This window comes from Planomonospora parontospora (assembly GCA_014647935.1).
GTDB lineage: Bacteria > Actinomycetota > Actinomycetes > Streptosporangiales > Streptosporangiaceae > Planomonospora > Planomonospora parontospora.
In genome coordinates this window covers 363875-390572 of sequence record BMQD01000003.1, presented here as the reverse complement: position 1 = coordinate 390572, position 26698 = coordinate 363875, and the positions used below count along the sequence as shown (strand labels likewise).

Annotated in this window: 22 protein-coding genes and 1 pseudogene; 13 read left to right on the top strand and 10 right to left on the bottom strand. The window is 73.9% G+C overall.

Annotated elements, in window-relative coordinates:
* The first annotated feature begins 94 nt into the window (after nt 1–94).
* From IEZ07_RS07180 to IEZ07_RS07170, 3 genes are all read left to right on the top strand, one after another.
* Nucleotides 95–2023 carry a PspC domain-containing protein gene (locus IEZ07_RS07180; RefSeq protein WP_191894025.1) on the top strand — a complete coding sequence of 643 codons (1929 nt, stop codon included), beginning with the start codon at nt 95–97 and terminating at the stop codon, nt 2021–2023.
* On the top strand, nt 2013–2249 hold the full coding sequence (locus IEZ07_RS07175) for a hypothetical protein (protein WP_068896632.1): 237 nt from the start codon (nt 2013–2015) through the stop codon (nt 2247–2249). Before IEZ07_RS07180 ends, IEZ07_RS07175 begins: the two co-directional genes overlap by 11 nt.
* Nucleotides 2250–2347: 98 nt before the next feature.
* On the top strand, nt 2348–2923 hold the full coding sequence (locus IEZ07_RS07170; protein ID WP_191894024.1) for a CGNR zinc finger domain-containing protein: 576 nt from the start codon (nt 2348–2350) through the stop codon (nt 2921–2923).
* A gap of 43 nt (nt 2924–2966) precedes the next feature.
* On the opposite strand, the gene IEZ07_RS07165 is transcribed toward IEZ07_RS07170, so the two are convergent.
* A complete protein-coding gene (locus IEZ07_RS07165) occupies nt 2967–3989 on the bottom strand; it encodes a LysR family transcriptional regulator (protein ID WP_191894023.1) in 1023 nt (340 codons plus the stop codon).
* 86 nt (nt 3990–4075) lie between these two features.
* Here IEZ07_RS07165 and IEZ07_RS07160 point away from each other — a divergent pair, with 86 nt between their 5' ends.
* The 8 genes from IEZ07_RS07160 (at nt 4076) to IEZ07_RS07125 (ending at nt 11971) form a co-directional block, all read left to right on the top strand.
* Nucleotides 4076–4756, top strand: coding sequence for a type 1 glutamine amidotransferase domain-containing protein (locus tag IEZ07_RS07160; protein WP_191894022.1), 681 nt, complete (start codon nt 4076–4078; stop codon nt 4754–4756).
* A 93-nt stretch (nt 4757–4849) separates the two neighbouring features.
* On the top strand, nt 4850–5293 hold the full coding sequence (locus IEZ07_RS07155; protein WP_191894021.1) for a VOC family protein: 444 nt from the start codon (nt 4850–4852) through the stop codon (nt 5291–5293).
* Between the two features lie 34 nt (nt 5294–5327).
* Nucleotides 5328–6401 carry a pyridoxamine 5'-phosphate oxidase family protein gene (locus tag IEZ07_RS07150; RefSeq protein WP_191894020.1) on the top strand — a complete coding sequence of 358 codons (1074 nt, stop codon included), beginning with the start codon at nt 5328–5330 and terminating at the stop codon, nt 6399–6401.
* Nucleotides 6402–6446: 45 nt separating this feature from the next.
* Entirely contained in the window at nt 6447–6890 is a 444-nt protein-coding gene (locus IEZ07_RS07145; protein ID WP_191894019.1) for a nuclear transport factor 2 family protein, read from the top strand.
* A gap of 147 nt (nt 6891–7037) precedes the next feature.
* Nucleotides 7038–7607 (top strand): (2Fe-2S)-binding protein, encoded by a 570-nt coding sequence (locus tag IEZ07_RS07140; protein ID WP_191894018.1) that lies wholly within the window; start codon nt 7038–7040, stop codon nt 7605–7607.
* Nucleotides 7608–7642: 35 nt separating this feature from the next.
* Nucleotides 7643–10078 (top strand): xanthine dehydrogenase family protein molybdopterin-binding subunit, encoded by a 2436-nt coding sequence (locus IEZ07_RS07135; RefSeq protein ID WP_373868844.1) that lies wholly within the window; start codon nt 7643–7645, stop codon nt 10076–10078.
* Nucleotides 10075–10965 (top strand): FAD binding domain-containing protein, encoded by an 891-nt coding sequence (locus IEZ07_RS07130; RefSeq protein WP_191894016.1) that lies wholly within the window; start codon nt 10075–10077, stop codon nt 10963–10965. Before IEZ07_RS07135 ends, IEZ07_RS07130 begins: the two co-directional genes overlap by 4 nt.
* 148 nt (nt 10966–11113) lie before the next feature.
* Nucleotides 11114–11971, top strand: a complete 858-nt coding sequence (locus IEZ07_RS07125) for an SRPBCC family protein (RefSeq protein ID WP_191894015.1) — start codon at nt 11114–11116, stop codon at nt 11969–11971.
* Between the two features lie 302 nt (nt 11972–12273).
* Here the strand turns inward: IEZ07_RS07125 and IEZ07_RS07120 are convergent, their stop codons facing one another.
* The 4 genes and pseudogenes from IEZ07_RS07120 to IEZ07_RS35490 form a co-directional block, all read right to left on the bottom strand.
* A complete protein-coding gene (locus tag IEZ07_RS07120) occupies nt 12274–12735 on the bottom strand; it encodes a GNAT family N-acetyltransferase (protein WP_239319548.1) in 462 nt (153 codons plus the stop codon).
* Between the two features lie 130 nt (nt 12736–12865).
* Nucleotides 12866–13217 (bottom strand): annotated as a pseudogene (locus tag IEZ07_RS07115) (IS701 family transposase); the annotation flags it as partial.
* Between the two features lie 148 nt (nt 13218–13365).
* Nucleotides 13366–13650, bottom strand: coding sequence for a ribbon-helix-helix domain-containing protein (locus IEZ07_RS07110; RefSeq protein ID WP_191894012.1), 285 nt, complete (start codon nt 13648–13650; stop codon nt 13366–13368).
* Nucleotides 13651–13662: 12 nt separating this feature from the next.
* Complete coding sequence (locus IEZ07_RS35490; protein ID WP_275413754.1) at nt 13663–13788, bottom strand: hypothetical protein; 126 nt, start codon at nt 13786–13788, stop codon at nt 13663–13665.
* A gap of 311 nt (nt 13789–14099) precedes the next feature.
* Between IEZ07_RS35490 and IEZ07_RS07100 the strand changes: the two genes are divergently transcribed.
* Together IEZ07_RS07100 and IEZ07_RS07095 are read left to right on the top strand one after the other, a co-directional pair.
* Nucleotides 14100–16877, top strand: a complete 2778-nt coding sequence (locus tag IEZ07_RS07100) for a bifunctional glycosyltransferase/CDP-glycerol:glycerophosphate glycerophosphotransferase (RefSeq protein ID WP_191894011.1) — start codon at nt 14100–14102, stop codon at nt 16875–16877.
* Nucleotides 16878–17021: 144 nt separating this feature from the next.
* On the top strand, nt 17022–18227 hold the full coding sequence (locus IEZ07_RS07095) for a glycosyltransferase (RefSeq protein ID WP_239319550.1): 1206 nt from the start codon (nt 17022–17024) through the stop codon (nt 18225–18227).
* On the opposite strand, the gene IEZ07_RS07090 is transcribed toward IEZ07_RS07095, so the two are convergent.
* From IEZ07_RS07090 to IEZ07_RS07070, 5 genes are all read right to left on the bottom strand, one after another.
* Entirely contained in the window at nt 18217–19308 is a 1092-nt protein-coding gene (locus IEZ07_RS07090; RefSeq protein WP_191894010.1) for a sulfotransferase family protein, read from the bottom strand. The genes IEZ07_RS07095 and IEZ07_RS07090 overlap by 11 nt on opposite strands.
* A 2-nt stretch (nt 19309–19310) precedes the next feature.
* Nucleotides 19311–20318, bottom strand: a complete 1008-nt coding sequence (locus IEZ07_RS07085; protein WP_191894009.1) for a sulfotransferase family protein — start codon at nt 20316–20318, stop codon at nt 19311–19313.
* Nucleotides 20319–20621: 303 nt separating this feature from the next.
* Nucleotides 20622–21680 carry a sulfotransferase family protein gene (locus tag IEZ07_RS07080; RefSeq protein ID WP_191894008.1) on the bottom strand — a complete coding sequence of 353 codons (1059 nt, stop codon included), beginning with the start codon at nt 21678–21680 and terminating at the stop codon, nt 20622–20624.
* A gap of 191 nt (nt 21681–21871) precedes the next feature.
* Nucleotides 21872–22741 (bottom strand): CDP-alcohol phosphatidyltransferase family protein, encoded by an 870-nt coding sequence (locus tag IEZ07_RS07075; RefSeq protein ID WP_239319552.1) that lies wholly within the window; start codon nt 22739–22741, stop codon nt 21872–21874.
* 183 nt (nt 22742–22924) lie between these two features.
* Nucleotides 22925–26689: a bifunctional glycosyltransferase/CDP-glycerol:glycerophosphate glycerophosphotransferase gene (locus IEZ07_RS07070; RefSeq protein ID WP_191894006.1), complete on the bottom strand. Its 3765-nt coding sequence runs from the start codon at nt 26687–26689 to the stop codon at nt 22925–22927.
* Nucleotides 26690–26698: the final 9 nt, after the last annotated feature.

Sequence of the window (26698 nt, the reverse complement as noted above, 5' to 3'; positions counted from 1 at the left end):
CCCTGACCCGCCCCTGAGAAAGGGCGCGCCCCTCGGGGACGACTCAGGGGTGTCCCGGATGCGGCCGGGCCCGCGCAGGGGCCACGATGAGAACATGAACGACACCGGTAGCCCCCAGGGCCCGGCGAGCACCCCGCCCGACTCGCCGTCCGCCACCGCCACCGCCACCGGCGTGGGTGAGAGCGCGGACGGACGGCGGCGGCTCCGGCGCGACGACGAGGGCCGCATGCTGACCGGCGTCTGCTCGGGCCTGGGACACCACTCCGGAGTGGACCCGGTGCTGTTCCGGGTCGGCTTCGCCATGCTGGTGTTCGCCTCGGGCGCCGGGATCATGCTCTACATCGCGGCCTTCCTGCTGATGCGGGAGCCGAACGGCGGTCCGGGCCACCTGGAGCAGTGGACCCGGCGCGACTTCGACGGCGAGACCGTCCTGACCCTGCTGGCCGCGGTCTTCGCCTTCGGGCTGATCGTCAACGTGAGCTCCGGCGGCATCGGCACTCCCAGCGTGGTGGCGGGCACCCTGTTCGCGGTCGCGCTCCTCGCGGCCCACTCGCGCGGGGTCGACCTGCTGGCCCTGACCCGGTCCGTGCCCGAGCGGCTCCGCGGCAGCCGCCGGGTCGCGCCCCGCACCGAGGAGCCGCCCGCCTTCCCGTCCGCCGGACTCCCGTACTCCCCGCCGGGAGCCGGTGATCCGCACGCGGGGACCCGGCCGCCCGAGGGCGCGCAGCCTTACCAGGCCGAGCCGTATCCGGGGACCAGGCCGCCCCACGGGACGCCGTACGCGCAGGCGCCGGACGCCCCGTCTCGGCCGGCGGAGCGGAGCAGCGCCGTCGAGGAGGCGATCGCGGCGGCGAAAGCCCGGATGGCCGCGGCGCAGGCCCGCGCCGAAACCGGCCGGACCTCCGCGGAGGAGACCCGTGCGGAGACCGGTCAGGCCTCCGCTGAGGAGACCCGTGCGGAGACCCGCGCGCCCGGGACCGCTCCGGCCGGAGCGGTCCCGGCGGGAGCCGGCGTCACCGCCCGCCTCCCCCTCCCGCCGCACGAGACACCGCCGCACGAGACACCGCCGTACGACGCCCCGGCGCACGAGACATCACCGCACGACACCCCGGCGCACGAGGCATCGGGCCCCCGGCCGCACGAGGCCCCGGCCCCGGCCTTCCCCGCCACGTACGACGCGCCGCGGGACGTCCCGCGCACGGACGCCCCGCCGCACGGCGTCCCGGTGTCGGGCCCGCCGACGGGCTCGCGCCGCACGGCCGTGCCCTCGTTCGACTCCTCCGGCGCGCCCTTCGCCCCGCACGGGCCCTACCGGCCGCTGGACCCCCGCAGGCGGCCGTCGCCGTACGGCGCCGCCTCCTTCGACCTCGCCGGGTACGGCCCGCCGCCGCGACCGGCGCCCCGGCCGAAGCCGCCGAGGGCTTTCGTCGGGGTCGTCACGATGTTCCTGGCCGTGATCGTTGGAGGCATCATCATGGCGGTCCAGTCCGCTACCGGCTCGGTCAACATGACCTCTGTCGGCGCCGCCGCACTCGTCACCATCGGCGCCGGGCTCATCGTCGCCGCCTGGTTCGGGCGGGGCGCCGCCCTGGTTGCGGCGGGCACCGTCGTCGCGCTCTCCCTGGTGGTGGGATCGGCGGTGAGCGACGTCCCGAAGAAGTTCGGCACCTACGACTGGGTCCCGGCATCGGTCTCGCAGCTCTCCCGCACCTACGAGGTGGGCGTCGGGGAGGGCCGGCTGGATCTCGGCGACCTGACGTTCCCGCCGGGCTCACGGACCGTCGTCGAGGCCACGGTGTCGGTCGGCGAGATCACCGTCATCCTCCCTCCCACGGTCCGGGCCGAGGTGGACGGATACTCCAAGCTCGGCGACGTCAAGATCGACCATGTGGTGCAGGGCGGCGCCGACATCCACCACGAGAGGGTGCTGGAACCCGAGGTGCCGCCGGAGGGCGAGGTGGCGACCATCGTGCTGAACGTCAGGGCGGGCGTCGGAGACGTGGAGGTGCGCCGTGCGGCCTGAGACGCGACCCGGGCTCCGGCCCGAGCCCGGGTCCGGGGCGGACCGCCCCGGCCGGTGGCACCGGACCGACTGGATGGCCCTGCTCAGCGGCCTGCTCTTCCTGACCGTCGGCATCCTCTACCTCAGCGTGCCGAGCCTGCACCCGGGCGTCATGCTCCCGGTCGTCCTGGGCGGCCTGGCCTGCGCGGGGTTCGTCGCAGTCATCGCCCGTGCGGTCCGGCGGTGATCGCACGGGAGTCCGGGCCGCCCGGCGATGACGGCGCGGTCCGGCGGTGGCCGGGTCGGCACGGCGGCCCTAACGGCTCCGGGCGTTAGAGTCGGGGCATGTTGGCTCTGGAGTTCGTCAGCACCGTCCGCGCGACCAGGAGCGGCCTGGTGGACGCGCTCTCGGACCTCCCGGGGATGACCGGGTGGGGCCGGGCGCACGCCGCGGAGCTGGGGCTCGGCCCGGACTTCACCGCCGCCGACGATCTCCGGCGCGAGGTGGTCGAGCTCCGGCAGGCGGCACGCGCCCTGTTCGCCAGGGCCGTGGCACCCGGCCCGCCGAGCGCCGCCGACGCCGATCGCCTGCCGGACTTCGCCGCCTCGCTCGACCTGGTCAACGCCGCGGCGCTGGCCGTGCCGTCGGCGCCCCGGCTGGAATGGCCCGAGGACGGCTCCCCGTTCGCGGTGAACGTCCCGGCGGGCGGGACGGACGAGTCCTCCCGCGTCCGCGCCGCACTCGCCTCGGCGGTGATCTCCCTGCTGGCCGGGCCGGAGCGCGAGCGGCTCCGCACCTGCCCGGCTCCGCGCTGCGTGCTGTATTTCATCAAGGAGCACGGACGCCAGGAGTGGTGCTCGGTCGGCTGCGGCAACCGCGCCCGCGCCGCCCGCCACTACCGGCAGCATCGGGCCGGCTGACCACCGTGCGGGCTGCGCCGGTCCGGCCTCCGGTCCGCACGGACTACCTCGCCGACCGGCCCCAGCGGAGCAGGTGGTCGCGGACGGCCGCCACCGCCCGCTGCGCCGCCGCCCCCTCCCTCACCGCCAGGAACAGCGTGTTGATCGGCGGCAGCTCGGGTTCGGCCAGCCGGACGAGCGTCCCCGCGGCCAGCTCGTCCTCGCACAGGTAGAGCGGCAGAACCGACATCCCGGCGCCCGCCACGACCGCACCGCGCACCCCGCGCAGGTCCGGCATGACCAGGGCGGCGGACATCGCCGGCCGGGTCCCGAACACCGTGCGCCAGTATCGCCGGATGACCGGGAGGTCCTCCGCGTAGGCGACCACCGGGACCCCGGCCAGCCGGAGCGCCTCCGGGACCCGCGCGACGCCCGTGCCCTCGCCTCCGCCCGTGCCCCCGCCTGTTCCCGGCATCGCGGCCGTTCCCGGACCCGCGGCCGTTCCCGGACCCTCCGGTGCCGTGCTCCCCGGTACCGGAGGGGACGAGCCGGGAAGGCCGGCGCGGGCGGCCCAGTGGGGAGCCGCCACCAGGACGAACTCCTCGTCCACCAGGGGCGTCGCGTGCACGCCGCGGCGGCGCGGGCGGACCGCGGAGACCACCAGGTCGAGCGCGCCGGCGGCGAGCCGGTCCAGCAGGTCGTCGGCCAGTCCCAGCTCGACGCGGAGCCGCAGCCCGCGGGCGACCAGGGGTGCGAGCACGTGCACGACCCGGGTGGAGACCAGCTCGGCCGGGCCGCCCAGGTGCACCGCGCGGGCCGACGCCCCCGGGTCCAGATCGGCTGCGACCGCCTCCTCCAGCGCGTCGAGGGGCGCCGCGAGCCGCCGGGCCAGCTCGTCGGCCGCCGGGGTGGGGGCGACGCCGCGCGGGAGGCGGTCGAACAGCCTGCGGTCCAGCGCCGCCTCCAGCGCCTTGACCTGCGCGCTCACTGCGGGCTGGGACAGCCCGAGCGTGTGGGCGGCGGCGGTGACGGACCCGGTGCGGTGTACGGCGAGGAAGGTGCGGAGCAGGTCGAGCGATACGGTCACCCACCGATCCTGCCATCACATTCATGATGACATGACATGCCTTCGGCTATTTGTCGTGATGGCGGGTGAGCGGTGATGCTCTTGCCATGACTTCTACGGCAAAGCGCATCCTCACCGTTCTGACCAGCCACGACCGCCTCGGCGACACCGGCCGGACCACCGGGTTCTACGTCTCGGAGGCCGCCCAGCCGTGGGAGGTCTTCCGGAAGGCCGGCTTCGAGGTCGAGCTGGCCAGCATCGCGGGCGGCGAGCCCCCGCAGGACGGCCACGACCCCGCCGACCCCGTGCAGCGGGAGTTCACCGAGGCCTTCGGCGAGGAACTGCGGAAGACCCCGCGGCTCGCGGACGTCGACCCGGCCGGATACGACGCGGTGTTCTTCGCGGGCGGCCACGGGACCATGTGGGACTTCCCCGGCGACGAGGACGTCGCCCGGGTGGCGCGGGCGGTCTACGAGCGCGGCGGAGTGGTGGCCGCGGTCTGCCACGGCCCGTCCGCGCTGGTGGACGTCACGCTCTCGGACGGCTCCCACCTGGTCTCGGGCAGGCGGGTCGCCGCCTTCACCAACGCCGAGGAGGCCGCCGTCGGCCTCACCGGGGTGGTGCCGTTCCTGCTGGCCGACGCGCTCACCGAGCGGGGCGCCCTGCACTCGGCGGCCCCGGACTTCACCGGGCACGCGGTCCGCGACGGCCGGCTGGTGACCGGCCAGAATCCGGCGAGCGCCGTCCGCGTCGCGGAGGAGGTCGTCGCGGCCCTCACCGGGAAGTGACGCACCCCGTTGCTTTCTAACGGTTGCATCCGTTAACTTGTCCTCGGACATCTAACGGACGCAACCGTTAGAAAAAGCGATGGGAGAAGCACGATGACCCTCCGTACCGGCCACATCGGCCTCAACGTCTCCGACCTCGACGCCTCCCGGGACTTCTACCGGAAGGTCTTCGGCTTCGAGGTCGTCGGCGAGTCGCGCGAGGACGGCCGCCGCTACGCCTTCCTCGGCCGCGACGGCACGCTGGTGCTGACCCTCTGGCAGCAGAGCGAGGGCCGCTTCGCCACCGGCCTGCCGGGCCTGCACCACCTGTCCTTCGAGGTGCCCGACATCGAGGCGGTACGGCGGGCGGAGGCCGTCGTCCGCGAGCTCGGAGCCGTCCTCCACCACGACGGCGTCGTCCCGCACGGCGAGGGCGCGTCCTCCGGCGGCGTGTTCTTCGAGGACCCCGACGGGATCCGGCTGGAGGTCTACGCCCCCGACGGCGCCGGCGATCGGCCCGCCCCCACCTCCGGGGCCCCCACCTGCGGCTTCTTCTAGCCCGGCACGCCGGTCCCGGACGGAGGAGGAGACGATGAGGCACGAGGGGGAGGCCGCGGTGCAGCGGCGGTCCGGGGTGCGCCGCGCGGACTGGGGGTCGGCCCGCGCCCGGCCGGAGATCCCGGCGGTGGCGGGCGACTTCCTGCGTGCGCAGCGCATGATCGTCATCGGCGCCGCCGACGCCTCCGGCCGGGTCTGGGCGAGCGCGCTGACCGGGCCCGCCGGGTTCGCCCGGCCCGCCGGTGAGCGGACCGTGGTGGTCGGCGCGCTGCCCGGCCCGCACGACCCGCTGGCCGCCCTGTTCGGCGACGACGGGCACCGTACGGCGACGCCCGCCGGCACCGTGGGCGGCACCGGGCAGGACCCGGACCACGGCGGCGGGCACGAGATCGGGATGCTCGCCATCGAGCCGGCGACCCGGCGGCGGATGCGGGTCAACGGCCGGGCCCGCCGCGACGGCGACCGGCTGACGGTCCGCACCGACCAGGTGTACGCCAACTGCCCCAAGTACATCCAGACCCGGGAGATCACCGGAGCGGCCGAGGGCCCGCCCGGTGAGGCCGGCGGCGCGTCCGCCGCGGAGGCGCTCACCCCCCGCCAGCAGGCGTGGATCGGCCGGGCCGACACGTTCTTCGCGGCCACCCGGGTGGAGGGGCTGGGCGCCGACGTGTCCCACCGCGGCGGCGGCCCGGGGTTCGTCCAGGTCGTCGGCGACCGGAGGCTGGTCTGGCCGGAGTACGCGGGGAACCTGATGTACATGACGCTCGGCAACCTGGAGCTGGACGAACGCTGCGGGCTGCTCTTCCTCGACTGGGAGAGCGGAGACGCGCTGCACCTGACCGGCCGGGCGCGCGTCGGGGAGGACCCGGGCGGCGTCCCCGGCGCGGAGCGGCTCGTCACGTTCGACGTGGACGAGGCCGTCCAGGTCGGCGGGGCGATCCCGTTCCGCTGGACGTTCGGGGAGTACTCCCGCCACAACCCGCCCGCGGCCCCGTCCCAACAGGGGACCCGCCACACCCCGCCCGCGGCCGCGGCCGACCGGGGGGCCCGCCACGGCCTCCCGGAGGCTCGACCGGAGCGTGCCGGGCGGTCGGCCGCGCACACCTGACGGACGGAACGGGCCCGCACGGGCGGCACCGCGAAAGGAAGCACCATGTCCGAGAAACCGACCGGGATGTTCACCGAGGAGACCGCCCGGGCCAAGGTCCAGGCGGCCGAGGACGCGTGGAACACCCGCGACCCGGAGCGGGTCTCGCTGGCCTATACGCCGGACTCGGTCTGGCGCAACCGGGACGAGCACCTCACCGGCCGGGAGCAGATCAGGGAGTTCCTGGCCCGCAAGTGGGCCAGGGAGCTGGACTACAGGCTCCGCAAGGAGCTGTGGGCCTTCACCGGGAACCGCATCGCCGTACGGTTCCAGTACGAGTGGCACGACACCGGCGGCCGGTGGTGGCGCAGCTACGGCAACGAGCTGTGGGAGTTCGCGGAGAGCGGGTTGATGCGGCGCAGGGAGGCGAGCATCAACGACGTCCGGATCGACGCCTCCGAGCGCCGGATCCTCGGCGGGCGCGCGCCGGGGCGGCTGCCCGTCTTCTGAGAACGGGCGGCCGGCCCGGGACTCCGGGAACGGGCGGCCGGCCCGGGACTCCGGGAACAGACGGTTGACCCGGGGCGGCAGAGGCGTACGTTCGTGGTGGATCCGGCTCTCACTTCCCCTGCCCCCGCGGGTGAACCTGGAGGACGTATGCCCAGAGTCACCGTCACCGTCGACGGAGTCGCCTACGAGGAGGAGGTCGAGCCGCGCCTCCTCCTCGTCCATTTCCTGCGGGACCGGCTCGGCCGGACCGGCACCCCCGTCGGCTGCGACACGGGCAACTGCGGCTCCTGCACCGTGATGCTCGACGGCAGGAGCGCCAAGAGCTGCTCCGTGCTCGCCGTACAGGCCGACGGGAGCGACGTGGTCACCGTCGAGGGGCTCGCCTCCGGCGGCGAGCTGCACCCCATGCAGCGGGCCTTCCACGAGGAGCACGCCCTGCAGTGCGGATACTGCACCCCAGGGATGATCATGGCCGCGATCGACCTGCTCCGGGACGACCCGGACCCGTCCGAGGAGGCCGTCCGGCAGGGGTTGAAGGGCAACCTGTGCCGGTGCACGGGCTACTGCACCATCGTCCGCGCGGTACGGCGCGGCGCCCGCGCGATGTCCGGCGAACCGCCCGGTGAGACAGCCGGTGAGACAGCCGGTGAGACAGCCGGTGAGACAGCCGGTGAGACAGCCGGCGAACCGGTCGGCGAGGGGGTGGCGGCGCCGTGACCGAGCAGCTCGACGCGGGCCTCGTCGCCCGCCGGATCGCCGAGAGCGACCAGGTCGGCGAGCCCAGGAACCCCGCCGAGGGCCGCGAGGTCGGCCGCGCCCGCAGGCGCCGGGAGGACGCCCGGCTGATCACCGGGCGCACCCGCTGGACCGACAACATCCAGTTCCCCGGCATGCTGCACGTGGCGTTCCTGCGCAGCCCGATGGCGCACGCGCGCCTCACCCGGGTGGACGTCTCCGCCGCCCTGGCGATGCCCGGCGTGGTGGCCGCCTTCTCCGGCCGCGACTTCGACGGCGAGCAGGGCAGCCTGCCGTGCGCCTGGCCGGTCAGCGAGGACGTCGTCATCCCCGACCACCCGCCCATGGCGGTCGACCGGGTCCGCTACGTGGGCGAGGCCGTGGCCTGCGTGGTCGCCACCGACCGCTACAAGGCCGCCGACGCGCTGGAGGCGATCGAGGCCGACTACGAGCCGCTGGAGGCGGTGCTCGACATGACCGAGGCGCTCGCCGACGGCGCCCCGGCCGTGCACGAGGCCGGCAACCAGGCCTTCACCTGGAAGTTCTCCGGCGGCGACGCCGGCGCGGCGTTCCGCGACGCCCCCGTGGTGATCGACCGGACCTACGTCCAGCAGCGGCTCATCCCCACCGCGATGGAGCCCCGCGCGGTGGTGGCCGCCCCCGAGGGCGAGGGCTTCACGCTCTACTCGGCGACCCAGATCCCGCACATCCTGCGCGTCATGCTCGCGCTGACCACCGGGATCCCCGAGCACCTGCTGCGCGTGGTCGCCCCGGACGTGGGCGGCGGCTTCGGCTCCAAGCTCCAGGTCACCGCCGAGGAGGTGCTGGGCCTGCTGCTGGCCCGCCGGCTCGGCAGGCCCGTCAAGTGGACCGAGTCCCGCTCCGAGGGCAACCTGACCGTGCACCACGGCCGCGACCAGATCCAGCGGATCTCCCTGGCGGCGGAGCGGGACGGGCGCATCCGGGGCGTGCGGGTGGACCTGCTGGCCGACATGGGCGCCTACCTGATGCTGGTCACACCGGGCGTGCCGCTGCTCGGCGCGTTCATGTACAACGGCATCTACAAGATGGACGCCTACGACTTCACCTGCACGGGCGTCTTCACCACCAAGATGCCGACCGACGCCTACCGGGGCGCGGGCCGCCCCGAGGCGACGTTCGCGATCGAGCGCGCCGTCGACGAGCTCGCCGCCGAGCTGGACCTGGACCCGGTCGAGGTACGGCGCCGCAACTGGATCTCCCGCGAGGAGTTCCCGTACACCACGGTCGCCGGGCTCACCTACGACTCCGGCGACTACGAGGCCGCCACCGAGCGGGCGCTGGCCCTGCTCGGCTACGACAAGCTCCGCGCCGAGCAGGCCGACCGGCGCGAGCGGCGCGACCCGGTCCAGCTCGGCATCGGCGTCTCGACGTACACCGAGATGTGCGGCCTGGCGCCGTCCCGGGTGCTCGGCTCGCTGAGCTACGGGGCGGGCGGCTGGGAGCACGCCACGGTCCGGCTGCTGCCCACCGGCAAGGTCGAGGTCGTCACCGGCACCTCCCCCCACGGGCAGGGCCACGAGACGTCGTGGAGCCAGATCGCGGCCGACGCGCTGGGCGTGCCGTTCGAGGACGTCTCCGTCCTGCACGGCGACACCGCGGTCTCGCCCCGGGGCATGGACACCTACGGCTCGCGCTCGCTGGTCGTCGGCGGCGTCGCCGTACTGGCGGCCTGCGAGAAGGTCAAGGAGAAGGCGAAACGGCTCGCCGCGCACCTGCTGGAGGCGGCCGACGACGACATCGAGTTCGCCGACGGCGTGTTCCGGGTGCGCGGCACCGGCCTCGGCGGGGCGGGCCGGACCGTCCAGGAGCTCGCGCTGGCCGCCTTCGCCGCGCACGACCTGCCGGACGGCTTCGAGCCCCGGCTGGACGCCGACGCCACCTTCGACCCGGAGAACTTCTCCTTCCCGCACGGCACCCACCTGTGCGCGGTGGAGGTCGACACCGAGACGGGGACCGTCGCGATCCGCTCCTACGTGGCCGTGGACGACGTGGGCCGCGTGGTGAACCCGCTGATCGTCGAGGGGCAGGTGCACGGCGGCATCGCGCAGGGCATCGGCCAGGCCCTCTTCGAGGAGGCGGTCTACGACCCCGAGGGCAACCTGCTCACCACCACGATGGCCGACTACCTGATCCCGTCCGCGGCGGATCTGCCGGACTTCGTCACCGACCGGACCGAGACCCCGGCGACCAGCAACCCCCTCGGCGTGAAGGGGGTCGGCGAGGCGGGGACGATCGCCTCCACCCCCGCCGTGGTCAACGCCGTCGTCGACGCGCTCCGCCCGTACGGCGTGCACGACGTCCCGATGCCCTGCACGCCCGAACGGGTCTGGCGCGTCCTGGCCCGCTCCGGCGCGTCCGCGGACCGCGCCGGGGCCGTCCGGCGCGACGAGAACGACGGAGGTGCGCAGTGATCCCCGCCCCGTTCGACTACGTCCGGCCCTCGTCCCTGGACGAGGCCTGCCGGATCCTCGGCGCGGCCGACCCGGCCGAAGGCGACGTCAAGGCGCTGGCCGGGGGCCAGTCCCTGCTGCCGCTGCTGCGCCTGCGGCTCGCCTACCCGTCCGTGCTGGTGGACCTCGGACGCCTGGAGGAGCTGCGCGGCGTGCAGGACCGGGGCGACCACGTGTTCATCGGCGCGCTCACCACCCACGACGAGGTGCTGCGCTCCCCGGTGATCCGCGAGCACGCCCCCCTGGTGGCGCTGGCCACCGCCACGGTCGCCGACCCCGCCGTACGGCACCGCGGCACCTTCGGCGGCTCCCTGGCCCACGCCGACCCGGCCGGGGACCTGCCCGCCGTCGCGCTCGCCCTGGACTCCGTACTCGTCACCGCCTCCGGCGCGGGCGGACGGGAGATCCCGGCGGCCGGGTTCTTCACCGGCTACCTGGAGACGGCGCTCGAACCGGGCGAGGTGCTGGCCGGCGTCAAGGTGCCCAAGCTGGGCGACGGCTGGGGCTTCCACTACGAGAAGTTCCACCGGACCGCGCAGGCCTGGGCGGTGGTCGGCGTGGCCGCCGCCGTACGGCTCGAGGCGGGGACCATCGCGCAGGCCCGGATCGGGCTGACCAACATGGGCCCCGCCCCGGTGCGGGCGCGGACCGTGGAGACGGCGCTGCGCGGCGTGACCCCGCCGGCCGCGGGCGCCGGTGCGGACGGCGGCCGCGACCCGGTCAGGGACGCCTGCGCCTGGGCGGACGAGGGCACGGCGCCCCCGGCGGACCTGCACGCCAAGCCCGACTACCGCCGCCACCTGGCCCGGGTGCTGACCCACCGGGCCGTGCGGGCCGCGCTCTCCTGAGCCTCGTCCCGCCGGCTGCGCCCTCCCGAACGGCGGACCGGCGGGGCACCCGCTCTGGCGGAGTCCCCGTCCGTAGTCGTACTGTCACAGGTATTGCAGGTGCCGCGGGCGCGGTCCCGCCCGGCCGACCTCGAACAGGAGCGGATCGATGGCGATGCGGTTCGAGCACGAGTTCACGGTTCCGGTGCCGGTCGAGCAGGCGTGGGCGGTGCTGCTCGACGTCGAGAGGGTCGCCCCCTGCCTGCCGGGGGCCGTGCTCGACACCGTGGAGGGCGATTCCTTCACCGGCCGGCTGAAGGTGAAGGTCGGCCCGATCACCGTCACCTACCGGGGCTCGGCCGCCTTCGAGGACGTCGACAAGGACGCGCACACCGCCGTCCTCAAGGCCTCCGGCAAGGAGGCCCGGGGCTCGGGCACGGCCGCCGCCACGGTCACCGCCCGGCTCCTCCCGGAGGGGACGGGCACCCGGGTCGCGGTCGGGACGTCCTTCAACGTGACCGGCCGCCCCGCGCAGTTCGGCCGGGGTGTGATGGCCGAGGTCGGCGCCCGGCTGATCGACCGGTTCGCCGCCAACCTCTCCGGCCTGCTGAGCGAACCCGCCGCCGGGGAGCCGTCCGCTCCGGACGGGACCCCGGCCGCCCCCGCACCGGAGACGGCGGGATCCGGCCCGACCGGTGAAGCGGGCGCGGCGGTTTCGGAGACGGCCAGCGGAGCGGGTGCCGACGGGCCGGACGGTCCGGACGGTCCGCCCGGGACGGTCCACCCCATCCGCCGCCTGACGGCGGTGCCCTCCTCCGGCGAGACTCCCGCGATGGAGGAGGCCCGGCAGCAGGACGTCCATCCGGCCGGGACCGCCCGTACCTCCCGCACCCCCGACGAGGAGGCCCTCGACCTGCTGGAGGTCGCCGGCGTCCCGCTCCTGCGCCGCGCCGCCCCCTTCATCGCCGCCCTGACGGGCCTCGTCCTGCTCGCCTGGCTGGCCCGCCGCCTCCTGCGCCACCGCTGAACCTCACCGGATCCGAGCCGGACAGGCGGCTTGTCCAGCGCCCTCGGGACGGACACCTCCTCGGCGGCTCCGGCAAGGATCGCCGGAGATCTTCGCCGCTACTCCGGTGACACTTTGAGGCTCTGACCCGCTCTCGATGACGCGGTAGCGGTGAGGAGAGTGATTGGTCGGAGGGCCGAAGGCAAGCCGGCAGGACGTCGGAGTCGGCTTGGCGGTGTTCCACAGGCCGGTCGCCTCACTCGACGGGATCGTTCCGCTGACTTTCCTCGGTCCGGTCGAGATCGCCCTATCCTGATCGCCCTTCAGCGCCGGGTGGAGGCCTGGTTCGCGTCACGCCGGTAGGCGTAGTGGATGAGTTCCTTGTGGAACTTGCCCACCTTGTCGTACAGCGCGCGAGCCGGGGCGTCTTCCAGTGTGTTCCAGTAGAGGCCTGGGAAGTCGTGCTCCCTGGCGTCCCGCGCCACCCACTCGATCATTGCCGTCGCGATACCCCGCCGCCGGACTTCCTCGTTCACGAACAAGTCCGCCAGATAGCATTTCCCGGCGTACCAGACACTGGCATGGAACAGGTAGTGCGCGATGCCGACCATTCTGCCGTCCAGTCGGGCGGCGATCCCGCGTATCCGCCCGTCGTCGAGCAGGCGTCGCCAGGTCCGTTCGTAGGCGTCGTCGCTGCGTTCGACCTTGAAGTACGTGTCTTTACCACGGGCCAGAACTTCCCAGCAGGCGCGATCGGATTCGGTCAAGAAGTTGATCTCCATCATGGCGCCCATCCTGCCGTAGGGGCAGGTCTGCGTTGGGCGCTCAGCAGGAAGCCGGTCAGCGTCGCGTCGAACGTGGCGGCCGGTTTGAGGTCACCTCGTCATCGAAAGTGGGTCAGAGCCCACTTTGAGATCATGGCTGGGATCTGCGCTGGTGGTGGCACCGGCGGGCGCTGGCCTGATGACGGCGACGCCACCATGACCAGCGCAGAACCTCGCCGAGTTCGCGTGGTCAGGACGAGTACGGCCAGCAGACGGCGGATCTCGGGGAGCGTCAACGGGATACGCTGCGGGTCATCGTCCGATCGGTGCGCGGCCAGCGCGGCCAGGAACACCGGCGCGAGCATGGCCAGGGTGATGTGCCGGTGCCAGCCTATCCAGGTGTGGACCTGGTAGTGGTCCAGCCCGACCTGGCCCTTGGCCACCTGGAACGACTCCTCGACCGCCCAGCGGGCGCCCGCCACGCGCACCAGCGTCAGCAGCGGCACCGCCGACGACTGCCCTCCACGCCTCGAACCTTCGCGCGACCGCCGTCCTGATCGACCTTTCCTGCTCATCTGACTGATTCGTCGAACCCGCGAGATGATCACTAAGCATCCAGCAGCCTCATCGAAGTCGACGCGCAGCGTGTCGTCAGGCGACATCCAGCCACGCTTGAAGGGCCCGGCGAATCACCTCGCTGGCGCTTGTGTGATCATTCTTGGCCCGTCGGAGCAACGCCGCTCTGAGTTCCGGATCCAGGCGGACCGGAACCACCTCGGCGGCGGCCGAGCCCATGGGGCGTCGTCCCCCTCGGCGACGGAGTTCCGTGACGTCGTAGCCTTCCTCGGCCTCAGCCGCTAGGCCATCAATCAGGTCATCCGTGACGGGTACCCCACCCGAGGTGGGGGCGTCCCCTTCTCCTTCTCTCTCGCTCATCAATTGCCTCCCTCATGGCAGCAGTTCCCGGTATTTCGGCCTCATTCGCATCGCGTGGATGATCAACTCCCGGCCGTCGTCCAGCAGCAGCACGACTATTTCCAGCAGGTTGCCCGTCAGGTCCGGTCCGAGACGCAACTCACGGAGAGGTCCTTGCTCATCGTCTTCCGACAGAGGGGGGGGCAACGAGGAAACGTGAAGCGGCATGGACGATGTCCTCATCCGCCACCCCGTGCTTCCGCGCCGATCTGTGAACCTCCACCGACCAAACGTAATACGAAATTGGCCCTACCGGCAACGACACGACTCCGTCCTGAAGCACCCAGGACGAGGATCAACCCCTGCCCCCACGGGAACTCCACCGCTCCCAAGACGAGCAGTGGTAAAGACCGGGTCATCAATCAACAAGACGGACAAGTGCACATTTAATTACGGGAATACCTCAAACCGTGATCAATGAGCCGGACTGCAGTGTGGTCGTCATCGCCTACAACGACGCCGCCCGGCTGCCCCGGGCCGTGCGGTCCGTGCTCCGCCAGTCGTTGCGCGCCGTCGAGGCGATCGTGGTGGACGACGCGAGCGACGACGGCACCGAGCAGGTGGTGCGGGCCCTGATGGAGGAGGACCCCCGGGTCCGCTACGTGCGCAGGGAGCACAACAGCGGAGGGTGCGGAGCGCCGCGCAACGACGGGGTGGCCGCCGCCCGCGCGCCGTACGTCATGTTCCTCGACAGCGACGACCGGCTCCCCTGGCACGCCTGCAAGAGCCTGCTGGAGGAGGTCGAGCGGACCGGCGCCGACTTCGTCACCGGCCAGATCACCCGCTTCTACGAGGGGAGCCGCAGGAGCCGCCGCTACTACCCGGAGCTGTTCGCCCGACGCAGGACCGTCGAGGGCATCGCCGCCGAGCCCGAGATGTTCCTCGACTCCTTCGCCACCAACAAGCTCTACCGGGCCGAACTGCTCCGGCGGATCCCGTTCCGGGAGGACCTGCACTTCGAGGACCACGTCTTCACCGCCGAGCTGTACTGCGCCGCCCGCAGGTTCGCGGTGGTGCCGTGGACCGTCTACAACTGGCACCGGGCCCGCGCCTCCGCCGCGCCCGCCTCGATCTCGCTGCGCTACGCGGAGCTGGACAACGCCCGCCAGCGCGTCCGGGCGGCCCGCCTCAGCGACGAGGTGCTGCGCGCCCACGGCCACGGCGCGCTGGTCCCCGAGCGGCACCGCCGCTTCCTCCGTCAGGACCTGCGCGTCTACCTCAACACGCTGCCCGCGCGGGACCCGGCCTGGATCGAGGAGTTCGTCTCCGTCGCCGGGCCGTACCTCGCGGAGATCGACCCGGCGGTGTTCGACCGGATCGACCCCGTGGCGCGGGTCTGCTGCTCGCTGATCCTCGACGGCCGCGCGGACGAACTGGCCGTCGCCGCCCGCTCGCTCAACGGCCCGCAGGCCCCGCCGCGCGCCGCCGTACGCGAGGGCGGGCGGACCTACTGGGGCACCGTCCCGTCCCCGGGGACGGACATCACCGCGCTGCGCCTGGCCGAGCTGCCGTTCACCGCGAGCCGGCTCCGGCACGAGGCGGCCCTCGCCGTGGACGGGACCCGGCTCACCCTGACGGTCCGCACCTACGACCCGTTCGGGGTGCTGGCCGCCCATCCGGGATGGACCGCGACGCTGAAGCTCTGGTCCGCCAAGGTACGGCTGGCGCCCCGCCGCCAGGCCGACGGCAGCCACGTCAGCGCGGCCACGGTCGACCTGGCCGCGCTGCGGCACGGCGGCCGGCCGGGCTTCGACGGCCGCTACGAGCCCAGGGTCGTCGTCGCCCGCCCCGACGGCCGGACCACCTCCGACGTGCTGCTGCTCGACCCGGCGGCCGGACCCGTCACGGTCGCCGTCCCCGGGCACACGGTGACGATCCGGCCGGACGGGCACGCGGGCGTCCTGCGGCTGACCTGGCGGCGGCGGGGCGTGCTGCGCGCGGTGCCCCGGCTGGCGCGGGCGCGGGCGCGGCTCATCAGGAGGCTGAGCACCCCCGAGCTCAAGCTCCGCGTCTACAAGGGGCTGATCCGCGTCCTGCCGCAGCGCCGGGACCTGGCGCTGTTCGAGTCCGACGTCGGCGCGGGCTGCACCGGCAGCCCCCGCTACGTCTACGAGGAGCTGCGCCGGCGCGGGGCGCCGATCCGGGTGGTCTGGTCGGTCGCGCGCAACCGGCGGAACTTCCCGAAGGACGCCCGGCTGGTCCGCCGGATGAGCTGGCGGCACATCTGGACGATGGCCAGGGCCGGCTACTGGGTGGACAGCCACGGCCTGCCGCTGGACTACCCCAAGCCGCCCCGGACCCGCTACCTGCAGACCTGGCACGGCCAGGGCATCAAGTCGATCGGCTTCAACTCGCCCGACCTGCGCGCCGACTTCCCGGGGCCGCGCGCGCGGTGGCGGGCGGCCGTGGCCCGCTGGGACGCACTGGTCGCGCCGAGCGCGGAGTTCGAGCGCATCTTCGTGCCGTCCAACGAGTACGGCGGGCCGGTGCTCCGGTTCGGCTCGCCCCGCTGCGACGTGCTCGTCCACGGCGACCCGGCTGCGGTGGAGCGGGTCCGGGACCGCCTGGAGCTCCCGCCGGACCGCCGGGTGCTGCTGTACGCGCCCACCTACCGGGACCAGGCCAAGTTCTCCGGCAGGTCGATCCGGGCCGATCTGGAGGCGATGGCCGAGGCGCTGGCCGACGAGTGGGTGGTGGTGCTCCGCCCCCACCCGGTCGAGCGCTACCGGGTCCCGCAGCGGCTGCGCCACTTCGTCCGCCCCGCCGGGGCGTATCCGGAGATCAACGACCTGATGCTGGCCTCCGACGCGCTGCTGACGGACTACTCCTCGGTGATGTGCGACTACGCGGTGACCGGGCGGCCGATGCTGTTCCTGATCGACGACTGGGACGAGTACCGCCGCGTGGAGCGGGGCGTCTACCACGACCTGCCGGCGATCGCCCCCGGGCCGTGCCTGAACACCACCGGGGAGCTGATCTGCGCGCTGCGCGACCTGGACGCCGTCTCGGCCTCCTTCGCCGCCAAGTACGCCGCGTTCCGCGAGCTGTGGTGCGCCGACGAGAAGGGCGAGGCGAGCGCCCGGGTGGTCGAGGCGTTCTTCGGCCTGCCCCCGGCCCCGGCGCGGGCCCGCCCGCCCGCCTCCACCCGGCCGCTGATCCGGGTGACCGTACCGGGCTGGCTGCGTTGAGCACGGAGTGAACCCGACGCAGGGAGCGCAGCGGCCGGCCGAGGAACGAGGCCGTCCGCGCAGCGAGTGAGGAGTGGTGAACGACCATGAGCACCGAGCGAACCCGACGCAGGGAGCGCAGCGAGTGAGGAGTGGTGAACGACCATGAGCACTGTCCTGTTCGCCTGCCTGGACGCCGACACGCTGGGCGGGATCCAGCGGGTCACCCACACCGTGGCGCAGGGCCTGGCCGAGCGCGGGCACGACGTTCACGTGGTCGGGCTGCACCGGGCCGAGCACCCGTTCCGCTACGTGGAGCGGCCCCGCTACCGGAGGCACGTGGTCCACCGCACGCCGCCGGGGCGGCTCTCCCGTACGGCGGCCCGGCACGAGCGCCGCCGCCTGGCCGAGCTGACCGGCCGGCTGGCACCCGGCTTCGCGGTGCTGTCCTCACCGAGCGTGGTGGCCCGGCTCAGATCTCAGCTGCCGCGGCACCTGCTCCCGATCGGCCAGTACCACGGCTCCTACCAGCACGCCCGCGGCTCCTGGCACCTGCGCTCGGTCCGCGGCCACTACGGCCGCCTGGAGAGGGCGGTGTTCGTCAGCGAGGACGACGCCTGGCTGTTCTCCGAGCACGCGCTGCTGCCCAACACCTGGTCCATCCCGAACCCGCTGCCCGCCTGGCCCGCCGGGACCGCCGGCCTCACCGCCCGCCGGGTGCTCGGCGTCGGCCGGCTGGAGGGCGTGAAGCGGTTCGACCGGCTGATCTCGGCCTTCGCCATGGCGTGCGGGAGCGGGCCGGCCGGATGGGAGCTCCACCTGATCGGCGAGGGCGCCGAGGAGGAGCGGCTGCGGGCGCACGCCCGGGCGTGCGGGGTGGCGGACCGGGTGGTCTTCCGGGGCGCGGTGCCCGCGGCGGAGATGGGGCGCGAGTATCTCGGCGGTTCCGTCCTCGGCCTCTCCAGCGAGCACGAGGGGCTGCCGCTGGTCGTCGCGGAGGCCGCGTCCTACGGCGTGCCGTCGGTGGCGTTCGACGTCTCGGGCGGCGTGCGGTCGCTGGTCCGCGACGGGGAGACCGGGATCCTGGTGCCTCCGGCCGACGTGGACGCCTTCGCCGCGGCGCTGGCCGGGCTGATGTTCCCGGCGGGCGCGGCGGCTCAAGCGGGCGGACCGGTTGCGGCGGGCACGGCCGGCCCGCCGTACGGGGCCGGCGCGACGGACGGGAGCGGAGCGGCGCACAGGAGCGGCGCGGCGGACCCGGTGGGCGAGAGGCGGCGGCTGGGCGCCGCCGCCCGCGCGCACGCCGGGGCGTTCCGGCTGGAGCGGGTCCTGGACCGCTGGGAGGAGCTCTTCGATCACGTCATCCGGTGAGCCCGTCCTCCGGTGACGGCGGTGACGACGGGAACGCGCCCCGTCCGGCGAGGACGCGCTCGTCCTCCGGTCCCGGGAGCCCGGCCAGCCGCAGCTGGGCGGAGGTGAGCCGGGCCGCGACCGGGTTCGGCTCGCGGAGCCGTACCAGCCGGTCGAGGGCGGCCCGCTTGGTCCGGGCCAGCCTCCGCATGGTCGTGGTCCGCTCGTAGGCGAGCAGCTGCGTCCTCGACGCCTTGGCCGCTCCGCTGAGCTCGTAGCCGAGGCCCTCCAGCCGGTCACCGAGCACGCTCTCGCACAGGGAGACCTCCCACGGCTCCAGCCGGTCCCGCCACGAGCCCGACCGCGCGGTCGTCACCTCGCCGTGGGTCCGCGCGTGCCAGGTCTTGTGCCCGGGTACGGCGATGCCCGCCACCCGCTTCGGCTCGCACATGACCGGGTCGAAGTCCTCGCCCAGGAAGGCGCAGAGCCCGCGCAGCTGGGTCTCGGGGTCGCGCGTCAGGTCCTCGTAGCGCAGCTCGTGGTAACTGCCGGCGGGCAGCCTCGGCGCGCGGCTGCGGGAGAAGTCGACCGCCTCGGCCCAGACGGAGACCGAGCTGTGCACGGTCCCGGTGTGCCAGGGCATCTCCTTCAGCGACGCCACGCAGTCGCGGCCGTCCCGGATCAGGTGCACGAACTGCGCGTCCGGGAAGAGCCGGAGCAGCACGTCGACGTTCTGGAAGTAGGAGGGCCGCTTGTCGCCCCAGCGCGGCTTGCCGAACCGGGCCGCGTAGGCGCGCAGCACGATGCCCAGCGCCGAGCCGAGCGTGCCCGGACCGTCGACGATCTCCCGGGTCACCTCTGCCGCGTCCAGCCCCAGCACGTGGAAGCGGGACTGGCGGCGGCCCACCAGCCACTCGGCGAACTCGCGGCGGCAGACGGGCGCGGTGAAGTCACCGAAGTGGAGCCGCCGCTGGTAGGCGGAGATCATGAAGCGGGTCTCCGGCGGCACCGCGATGCGCGGGTGCGCGTGCAGCATGAGCTGCAGCATCGTCGTCCCGGAACGCGGGCAGCCGATCACGAACACCGGCCGGTCGGACTGCATGGTCACACCCTCGCCAACTCGCCCAGCTGCCGGACGGTGAGCTGCGCGGCCACCGGGCCCCGCTCGCGGAAGCGGTTGATCCGGTCCCGGACCTCCTGCCTCCGGCGGGCCCGGCGACGGCGGGCGGCGATCTCCTCCACCGCGGCGACGTGGGCCCGGTCCGCCGCGGGCGCACCGGTCGGCTCGTACCCGAAGGCGGCCAGCCGCTCGCCGAGCACGGTCTCGCAGAGGGAGACCTCCCACGGCTCCAGCCGCGAGGTCCACGAACCGGGGCGCAGCGCGACCCCCTCGCCGCGGGCGTTCGGGTACGGGGACCTGGCCTGCGGGATCACCCCCCTCGCCACCAGGCACGGCTCGGCCATGGCCGGGTCGTAGTCCTCGCCGAGGAAGGCGCAGAGCTTGCCGAGCTCGATCTCCGGATCGGCCATCAGGTCCTCGTAGCGCAGCTCGTAGTAGCCGTCCGCGGGGAGCCTGCGGGCCCGGCGTCCGCAGTCGGCCGCCTCGGCCCAGCTGTTCACCGCGTGGAAGACGTCCCTGGTGTACCAGGGCATCTCCTTCAGCGACGCCACGCAGTCGCGGCCGTCCCTGACCAGGTGCACGAACTGCGCGTCCGGGAACAGCCGCCGGATCACGTCCACCTGGTGGTGGTGGCCCGACCGCCGGTCGGCCCAGCGCGGCCTGCCGTGCCGCGCGGCGTAGGAGCGGAAGGCGATGCCGATCGCCGATCCCAGCGTGGGCGGCCCGACGACGACGTCCTCGACGAACCGGTCCCCGTCGAGACCGAGCTCCTCGAACCCGGTGTCGCCGTCCCGCACGATCCACCGGCCCAGCCGCCGCCGGTTGGGCTCCTCCCGCAGGTCGCCGAAGGCGAACCGGTAGTAGTAGGCGGGCACCGTGAAGCGGGTCTCCGGCGGCACCGCGATGCGCGGGTGCGCGTGCAGCATGAGCCGCAGCATCGTCGTCCCGGAACGCGGGCAGCCGATCACGAATATCGGACGGTCGGACTGCATCACAACGAACCCCCGTGAAAGTCGGCGGACGGCCCGGTCCCGCGGCGGATCCCCCGATCCGGCCGAGCAGGCCCTCGTCCTGCCAGCATGGCGACCCCGCGCCCGCCGGAACCGGCTCTCTGCGACTAGCGGAACATCTCCATACCTGTCCTTGACCTTCTTTACCCGCGGACCGCAGCAGGCCGTGCCCTTCAGGACGGTGAGCGGACCGGCCCTCCGGCCCTCGTACTCCTGGGCCCGGGACGGGTCACCGATCCGGACCGGGTCCCCGATCCGGAGCGGACCACCGGCTCCCGGATCGGGTCACCGGTCGACGAGGACGGGCTTGTCCTGGGCCTTCTCCGGGGCGAGGAGGGGCAGCCCGGCCAGCCGCAGCTGGGCGGAGGTGAGCCGGGCCGCGACCGGGTTCGGCTCGCGGAGCCGTACCAGCCGGTCGTGGGCCGCGCGCTTGGCCCGGGTCAGCCTCCGCACGGCCGCGGCCTGCCGGTAGGCGAGCAGCTGCGTCTTCGACGGCTTCGGCGCCCCGCTGAGCTCGTAGCCGAACTCCTCCAACCGGTCGCCGAGCACGCTCTCGCACAGCGAGACCTCCCACGGCTTCAGCCGGTCCCGCCACGAGCCCGACCTCGCGGTGGTGACCTGCTCGTGCGTGTTCACGTGCCAGGTCTTGTGCTCCGGTACGGCGACGCCCGCCACCCGGCTCGGCTCGCACATCGCCGGGTCGAAGTCCTCACCGAGGAAGTCGCAGAGCCCCCGCAGCTCGGTCTCGGGGTCGCGGGTCAGCCGCTCGTAGCGCAGCTCGTGGTAGCTGCCCGCGGGCAGCTTCGGCGCGCGCTCGCGGGCGAAGTCCATCGCCTCGGCCCAGATCGCGATCGCGTGGGAGATGTCCTTGTTGTACCAGGGCATCTCCTTCAGCGACGCCACGCAGTCGCGGCCGTCCCGGATCAGGTGCACGAACTGCGCGTCCGGGAAGAGCCGGAGCAGCACGTCGACGCTCTTGAAGTACGACGGCCGCTTGTCGCCCCAGCGCGGCTTGCCGAACCGGGCCGCGTAGGCGCGCAGCACGATGCCCAGCGCCGAGCCGAGCGTGCCCGGACCGTCGACGATCTCCCGGGTCACCTCTGCCGCGTCCAGCCCCAGGTCCTGGAAGCGGTTCTGCCGGCGCTCGACCAGCCACTCGGCCAGCTCGTGGCGGCGCGTCGGATCGTCGAGGTCGCCGAAGTTGAGCCGGCGCTGGTAGGCGGCGAGCATGAAGCGGGTCTCCGGCGGCACCGCGATGCGCGGGTGCGCGTGCAGCATGAGCTGCAGCATCGTCGTCCCGGAACGCGGGCAGCCGATCACGAATATCGGACGGTCGGACTGCATCACAACGAACCCCCGTGAAAGATGTGGTCGGACAGGTGTGCCGGGCGGCCGGGCAGGTGCCGCCGCGATGGTCGGAGTCGGGCCGGTGCGCCGGGCGATACCGCCGCACCGGTCGAGGTCGGGCTGCGCCGGGCGGATACCGCCGCACCGGCCAGGGTCCGGTCGTGCCGGGCGGATACCGCCGCGGCCGGTCAGACAGGCAGGTGCTGCGGTTTCCGCGGAGCCGGTACGGCGGGCGCCGCCGTCCGGGTGAACCGCCACAGCCGGCAGATCAGATACGCCTCGTTCAGCAGGAGCATCCCGCCCGCCGCGGCCGAGACGGGCAGCAGCGCCCAGGAGCCGAGGAGCGGGGCCACCACGAAGACCGCGGCGTGGAACTCGATACCGCTCATCAGATGGGTGCGCACCCGGTAGCGGGCCAGGAACGGACCGATCAGGCGGTACCTCCCGATCGCCCGGCGGGCGCCCCGGTACGGCCGCCGCGCGGAGGACCGGCCGATCAGCGAGCCGGCCTCGTCCAGGACGGCGGTGATCTCCGCCCTCGCGACGGGGGCCTCCCCCTCGCCCCGGGACTCCCGGATCTCCCTGACCACCTCGCGCACCCGCCGCATCTGCGCCGCGTTCACGTAGCGGAAGAGGTCCAGCACCGTCACCCCGGCGCCGAGCAGGATGTAGGCCACCTCACCGGTCGCCGCGTACTGCCCGAACGCCAGGCCGGCCGCGCAGCAGACCTCCCGGATCCGGTCGCCCACGAAGTCGACCCAGAGCCCGAACGGCGTGCCCGTGCCCTTGAGCCGGGCGATCTTCCCGTCCATGCAGTCGACCAGGAAGCTCAGGTAGAACAACGCGGCCCCCGCCGCGAGCCGTCCCGCCGCGAACGCGACCGCCGCACCCGTGCCGAGCACCAGCGAGAGGCCGGTGAGCCCGTTGGGCGTGACGTCCGTGCGGTTGGCGACGACCAGAGCCAGCCGGCACGCCACCGGGTCGACCAGGAAGACGGTCCACCAGGAGTCCTTCTGCTTGCAGGTGGCACGGACGTCGTCCAGCGAGTAGACCCTCATGCAGATCAGCATGGCGACCCCCCGGTTACCGGAATTGACGGTCTGTAACCAACGGAAGGTCTCCATGCCACTTCTTGACCAACCCCCGGAAAGGGCATCGACTGCTTTGACCTTCTGACGGCCGAGCGGGGGTCGTCCGGGTACCCGCCCGTCCGGGTCCCCCTCCGTCACTCACCGTGCCGATCAGGGACCGAAGACCGCCTCTCGGGGACCGAAGACCGCCTCGACCACCCGGGCGGCGGCGGAACCGTCGTCGAGCCCGCAGTACTCCGCCGCGAAGGACGCACGGCGCTCCGCGTACTCCCCGGCGACCGCGTCGAGCCCGCGCAGCGCGGCGGCCACCTCGTCGGTGGTGCGCAGCAGCGGCCCGGGGGCCCGCGCGAGGTCGAAGGGGCAGTCGAGGCCCCGGTCGCGGCGGCGCTCCAGGTCGTAGGTGTAGAAGAGGATCGGCCGGCCGGTCAGCGCGAAACCGAAGACCGCCGGGGAGTAGTCCGTGACCAGGACGTCGGCCACCAGGAAGAGTTCCTGGACGTCCGGGTAGGCCGAGACGTCGACGGTGAAGCCGTCACCGGCGCCGGGCACCCCGCCCACGGCGTCGGGATGCCTGCGGACCAGCACCACGTGGTCCGGGCCGAGCCGTTCCCGCATCCGCGCCAGGTCCAGCCGGAGGTCGAACCGGTAGCGGTCCTTTCCCCGGGGTCTGTCCTCGCGGAGGGCGGGGACGTAGAGGACGGCCCTCCTCCCGGGCGGCAGGCCGATCCGCGTCCGGACCCGCGCGGCGAGCTCCTCCCGCCCGGGCCGCACCAGCACGTCGTTGCGCGGGCGGCCGGTCTCCAGCACCTCCCCGGTGAAGCCGGGGGCGCCGCGCAGCACGGGGGTGCACCAGGGACCCGGCGAGACCAGGTAGTCCCACTGCGCGGCCTGCCCTGCCTGCCCGGCCGGCCGCTCCCGGTCGGCGGCCGTCCGTGACGGCCCCGCGGCGCCGGAGCCCGGGTGCCCGGCCTCACCGTCGTGCCGGGTCTGCAGGACCGTCTGCCCGTCCCTGTGCTCGAACCACGGCGGCAGGTGCACGTCGGTGACGACGTAGCGGCAGCGGGCCAGCGCCTCGTAGTGGTCGGCGCCGCCCCTCCGGACCGGGGTCACGTCCGGCGGCAGCTCCACCTGCCCGTCGCGGACGACCCACAGCGTCTCCAGGCCGGTCCCCCGCCTGCGCAGTTCCTCGTAGACGGCCTTCGGATCGCCGGCGAACCTCCTGCCCGCCTGGCCGTCGAACAGCACGGCCTGCCGCAGCGGCTCCCCGCGCCACGCCTGGTAACGCCCGGTCCGCAGCCTGCGCTGGTTCTCCGCACCCCGCTCGTCGTCGGCCAGGTCACCGTGCACCGTCAGCACGGCGTGCCCGGTGCCGTCGGCCTCGAACGCGAAGCGCCGCCCCGCCGCGCCGCGCCCAGCCGTGCCGAGGTCCGTCGCGCCTTGCCCCGCCGTGCCTTGCTCCGCCTCACCGCGGCTCGTCTCCAGGGGCAGATCCCGTCCGGCGGTGCGCAGGGCCAGGCCGTATCGTCCCTCGGGGAGCGGGAGCGTGCCCGCCAGGGATTCCGCCGCGGCGGGGGTGACGACGGCCTCGAAGCGACCCCCCGCGCAGCGGACCGGGAACGACCACTCGCCGTCGCGGTCGGCGGAGAGCACGACGAGCCGCTCCGGCGTCTCACCGGCGTCGGCGAAGCGCCCGGCGAGCAGCAGCCGCGCCTCCTCGGTCCCCGTGGCACCGGCACCCGCGGCCCCCGCGGAAGCCGTGGCTCCTCCGGCCGCCGTGTCGCCCGTGGCTCCTCCGGCCGCCGTGAGTTCCCCGGTGGCTGTGGCGTCCGCGGTTCCGGAGGACCATTCGGCGCGTTCCACCGTGGCCGCCGGAGGCTGCACCCGCAGCGTGAGCTCCCCGGCCGGCGACGGCGCCACGACGACCTCCCGGCCGCCCCGCACCCCGCGCCACGCGCCGAGACCGTCGAGGACCGGCCAGGTCTCCCCCGCCTCCCCGTCGGCGATCCTGGCCCGCCACTCCACCTTCGTGTCCAGGGCCGCGGCCTCCGGACCGGCCGCGTCGAGCCGGGGCAGCCGCTCCGGGAGCACGTCCCGCAGGTCGAACTCGGCCCTGAAGGAACCGGAGGACCCAGGAGAGCCGGAAGGACCGGAAGGACCGGAGGAAGCAGGAAGATCGGAGGAGCCGGGAGGACGACCGGAGGAGGCAGGAGAGCCGGGAGGGCCGTCCCCGCCGAGGAGCGGGTAGGACAGGACCGTCCCGCCGGGCTCCCTGACCAGCTCCAGGACGGGTGCGACCGGGGAGCCCGAGGAGCGGCCGGTCAGCCGGAGCCGATCCCCGGACACCGTCCGGCCGGTGAGCCGGAACCGCTCCGGTTCCAGCTGGATGGTGAAGGCGCCGTCCGCGGCCCGGCCGGTGACCATCCGCGTCCCCGGCGACACCTCGAAACCGAGCTCCGGGACGTTCCGCGGGGCGTCCCGCCTGGCGCTCTCCGGCCCGCCGAAACGGAGCCGGTCGCGCCGCACCATGCCCCGGTGGACCACCAGCAGCTCGACGTGCCAGGTCGACGCCCCCGGACCGCCGGACAGCCTGCCCGGGTCGACCACGAGGCGGAAACCGCCCCAGTCGCGCCGCCGGGAACTGCCGCGCGGATACTCGATCGGGGCCGCCCGCACCGCGGTGACCGGCACCCGGATCCGCCGACCGTCGCCGGACCGGACCAGCGAGGCGAAGACCTGCTGGTGCACCCGCTGCTCCGGCCGGAGATGCCGTACGGTGGCCCGCCCCTCGACGACCAGGCGGCCGCCCTCCCGGCGCACGTCGTCCACCCGGTGCAGCAGGGCGAGGTCGTCCCGCAGCCGGGTCACCTCGGCGGGCACGCCGTCCACCGGGGCCTTGAGGTGGTAGCGGCCCCCACGGCGGACGGCACGCGGCTCGCCCGTGCGCTCCCAGGCGAGCGCTTCGAGGACGTCGGCCAGGCGGCCCTGCCGTACCAGGTGCCAGAGCACCCGGCGCGGCGCGGGCAGCGAGGCCGGCACCCCGGGGCCGGCCTCGTCGAGGTAGGCCCCGGCCAGTTCCATGAAGCGCCGCCGGAAGTCGTCATCCCCCCTGGGCAGGGCCTTCATGAAGAGGAACAGGTCGCTGTCGAGGACGGTGCGGTCCCAGGCGGGGACGTGCTCGGCGAACCCCGAGGAGAGCAGGAAGCCGCGCACGGACCGCACCGCGGCGAAGCGGTCCTCGACCCCCTTGACCCGCGCGCGGTCCTGGGTGATCGACTGCTGCTCGCCCTCGCGGTCCCGCCACAGGTAGACGTCGGCGGCCAGCACGTCCACCGCCTTGGCCAGGAAGTGCGCCTGCAGCGCGACCCCGATGTCCTCGTAGAGCACCCCCTCGGGGAAGGCGAACCCCTGCTCGTCCCAGAAGGAGCGGCGCCAGAGCTTGTTGGTGACCAGCCTGTCCCGCATCAGCGCCTCGTGCGAGGTGATGTGCGCGCGCCGCAGCGGGCGGGCGCACACCGTCCGGTGCATCGCGGACTGCCGCAGCCCCCGCCCGCTGAACCGCTTCACGTTCCCCGACACCAGGTCGGAACCGGTCTCCAGCAGGCTGCCGGCCATGGTCTCCAGCGCGTGCAGCGGGAGCATGTCGTCGCTGTCGAGGAACGCCACGAACTCCCCCGACGCCTGCCGCAGCCCTGCGTTGCGCGCCGCGCCGAGCCCGGCATTGGGCTGGCGCAGCAGCCGGAAGCGGGGGTCCCGCTCCCGGTACTCCTCGGCGATCCGGGCGCCGTCGTCGGTCGAGCCGTCGTCGACCATGACGACCTCCAGGTCGCGCCAGGTCTGCGCCGCGAGGGACTCCAGGCACGCGCCCAGATAGGGCTCCACGTTGTAGACCGGCACTATGACGCTGAGCAGGGGCATGTCCCGTCC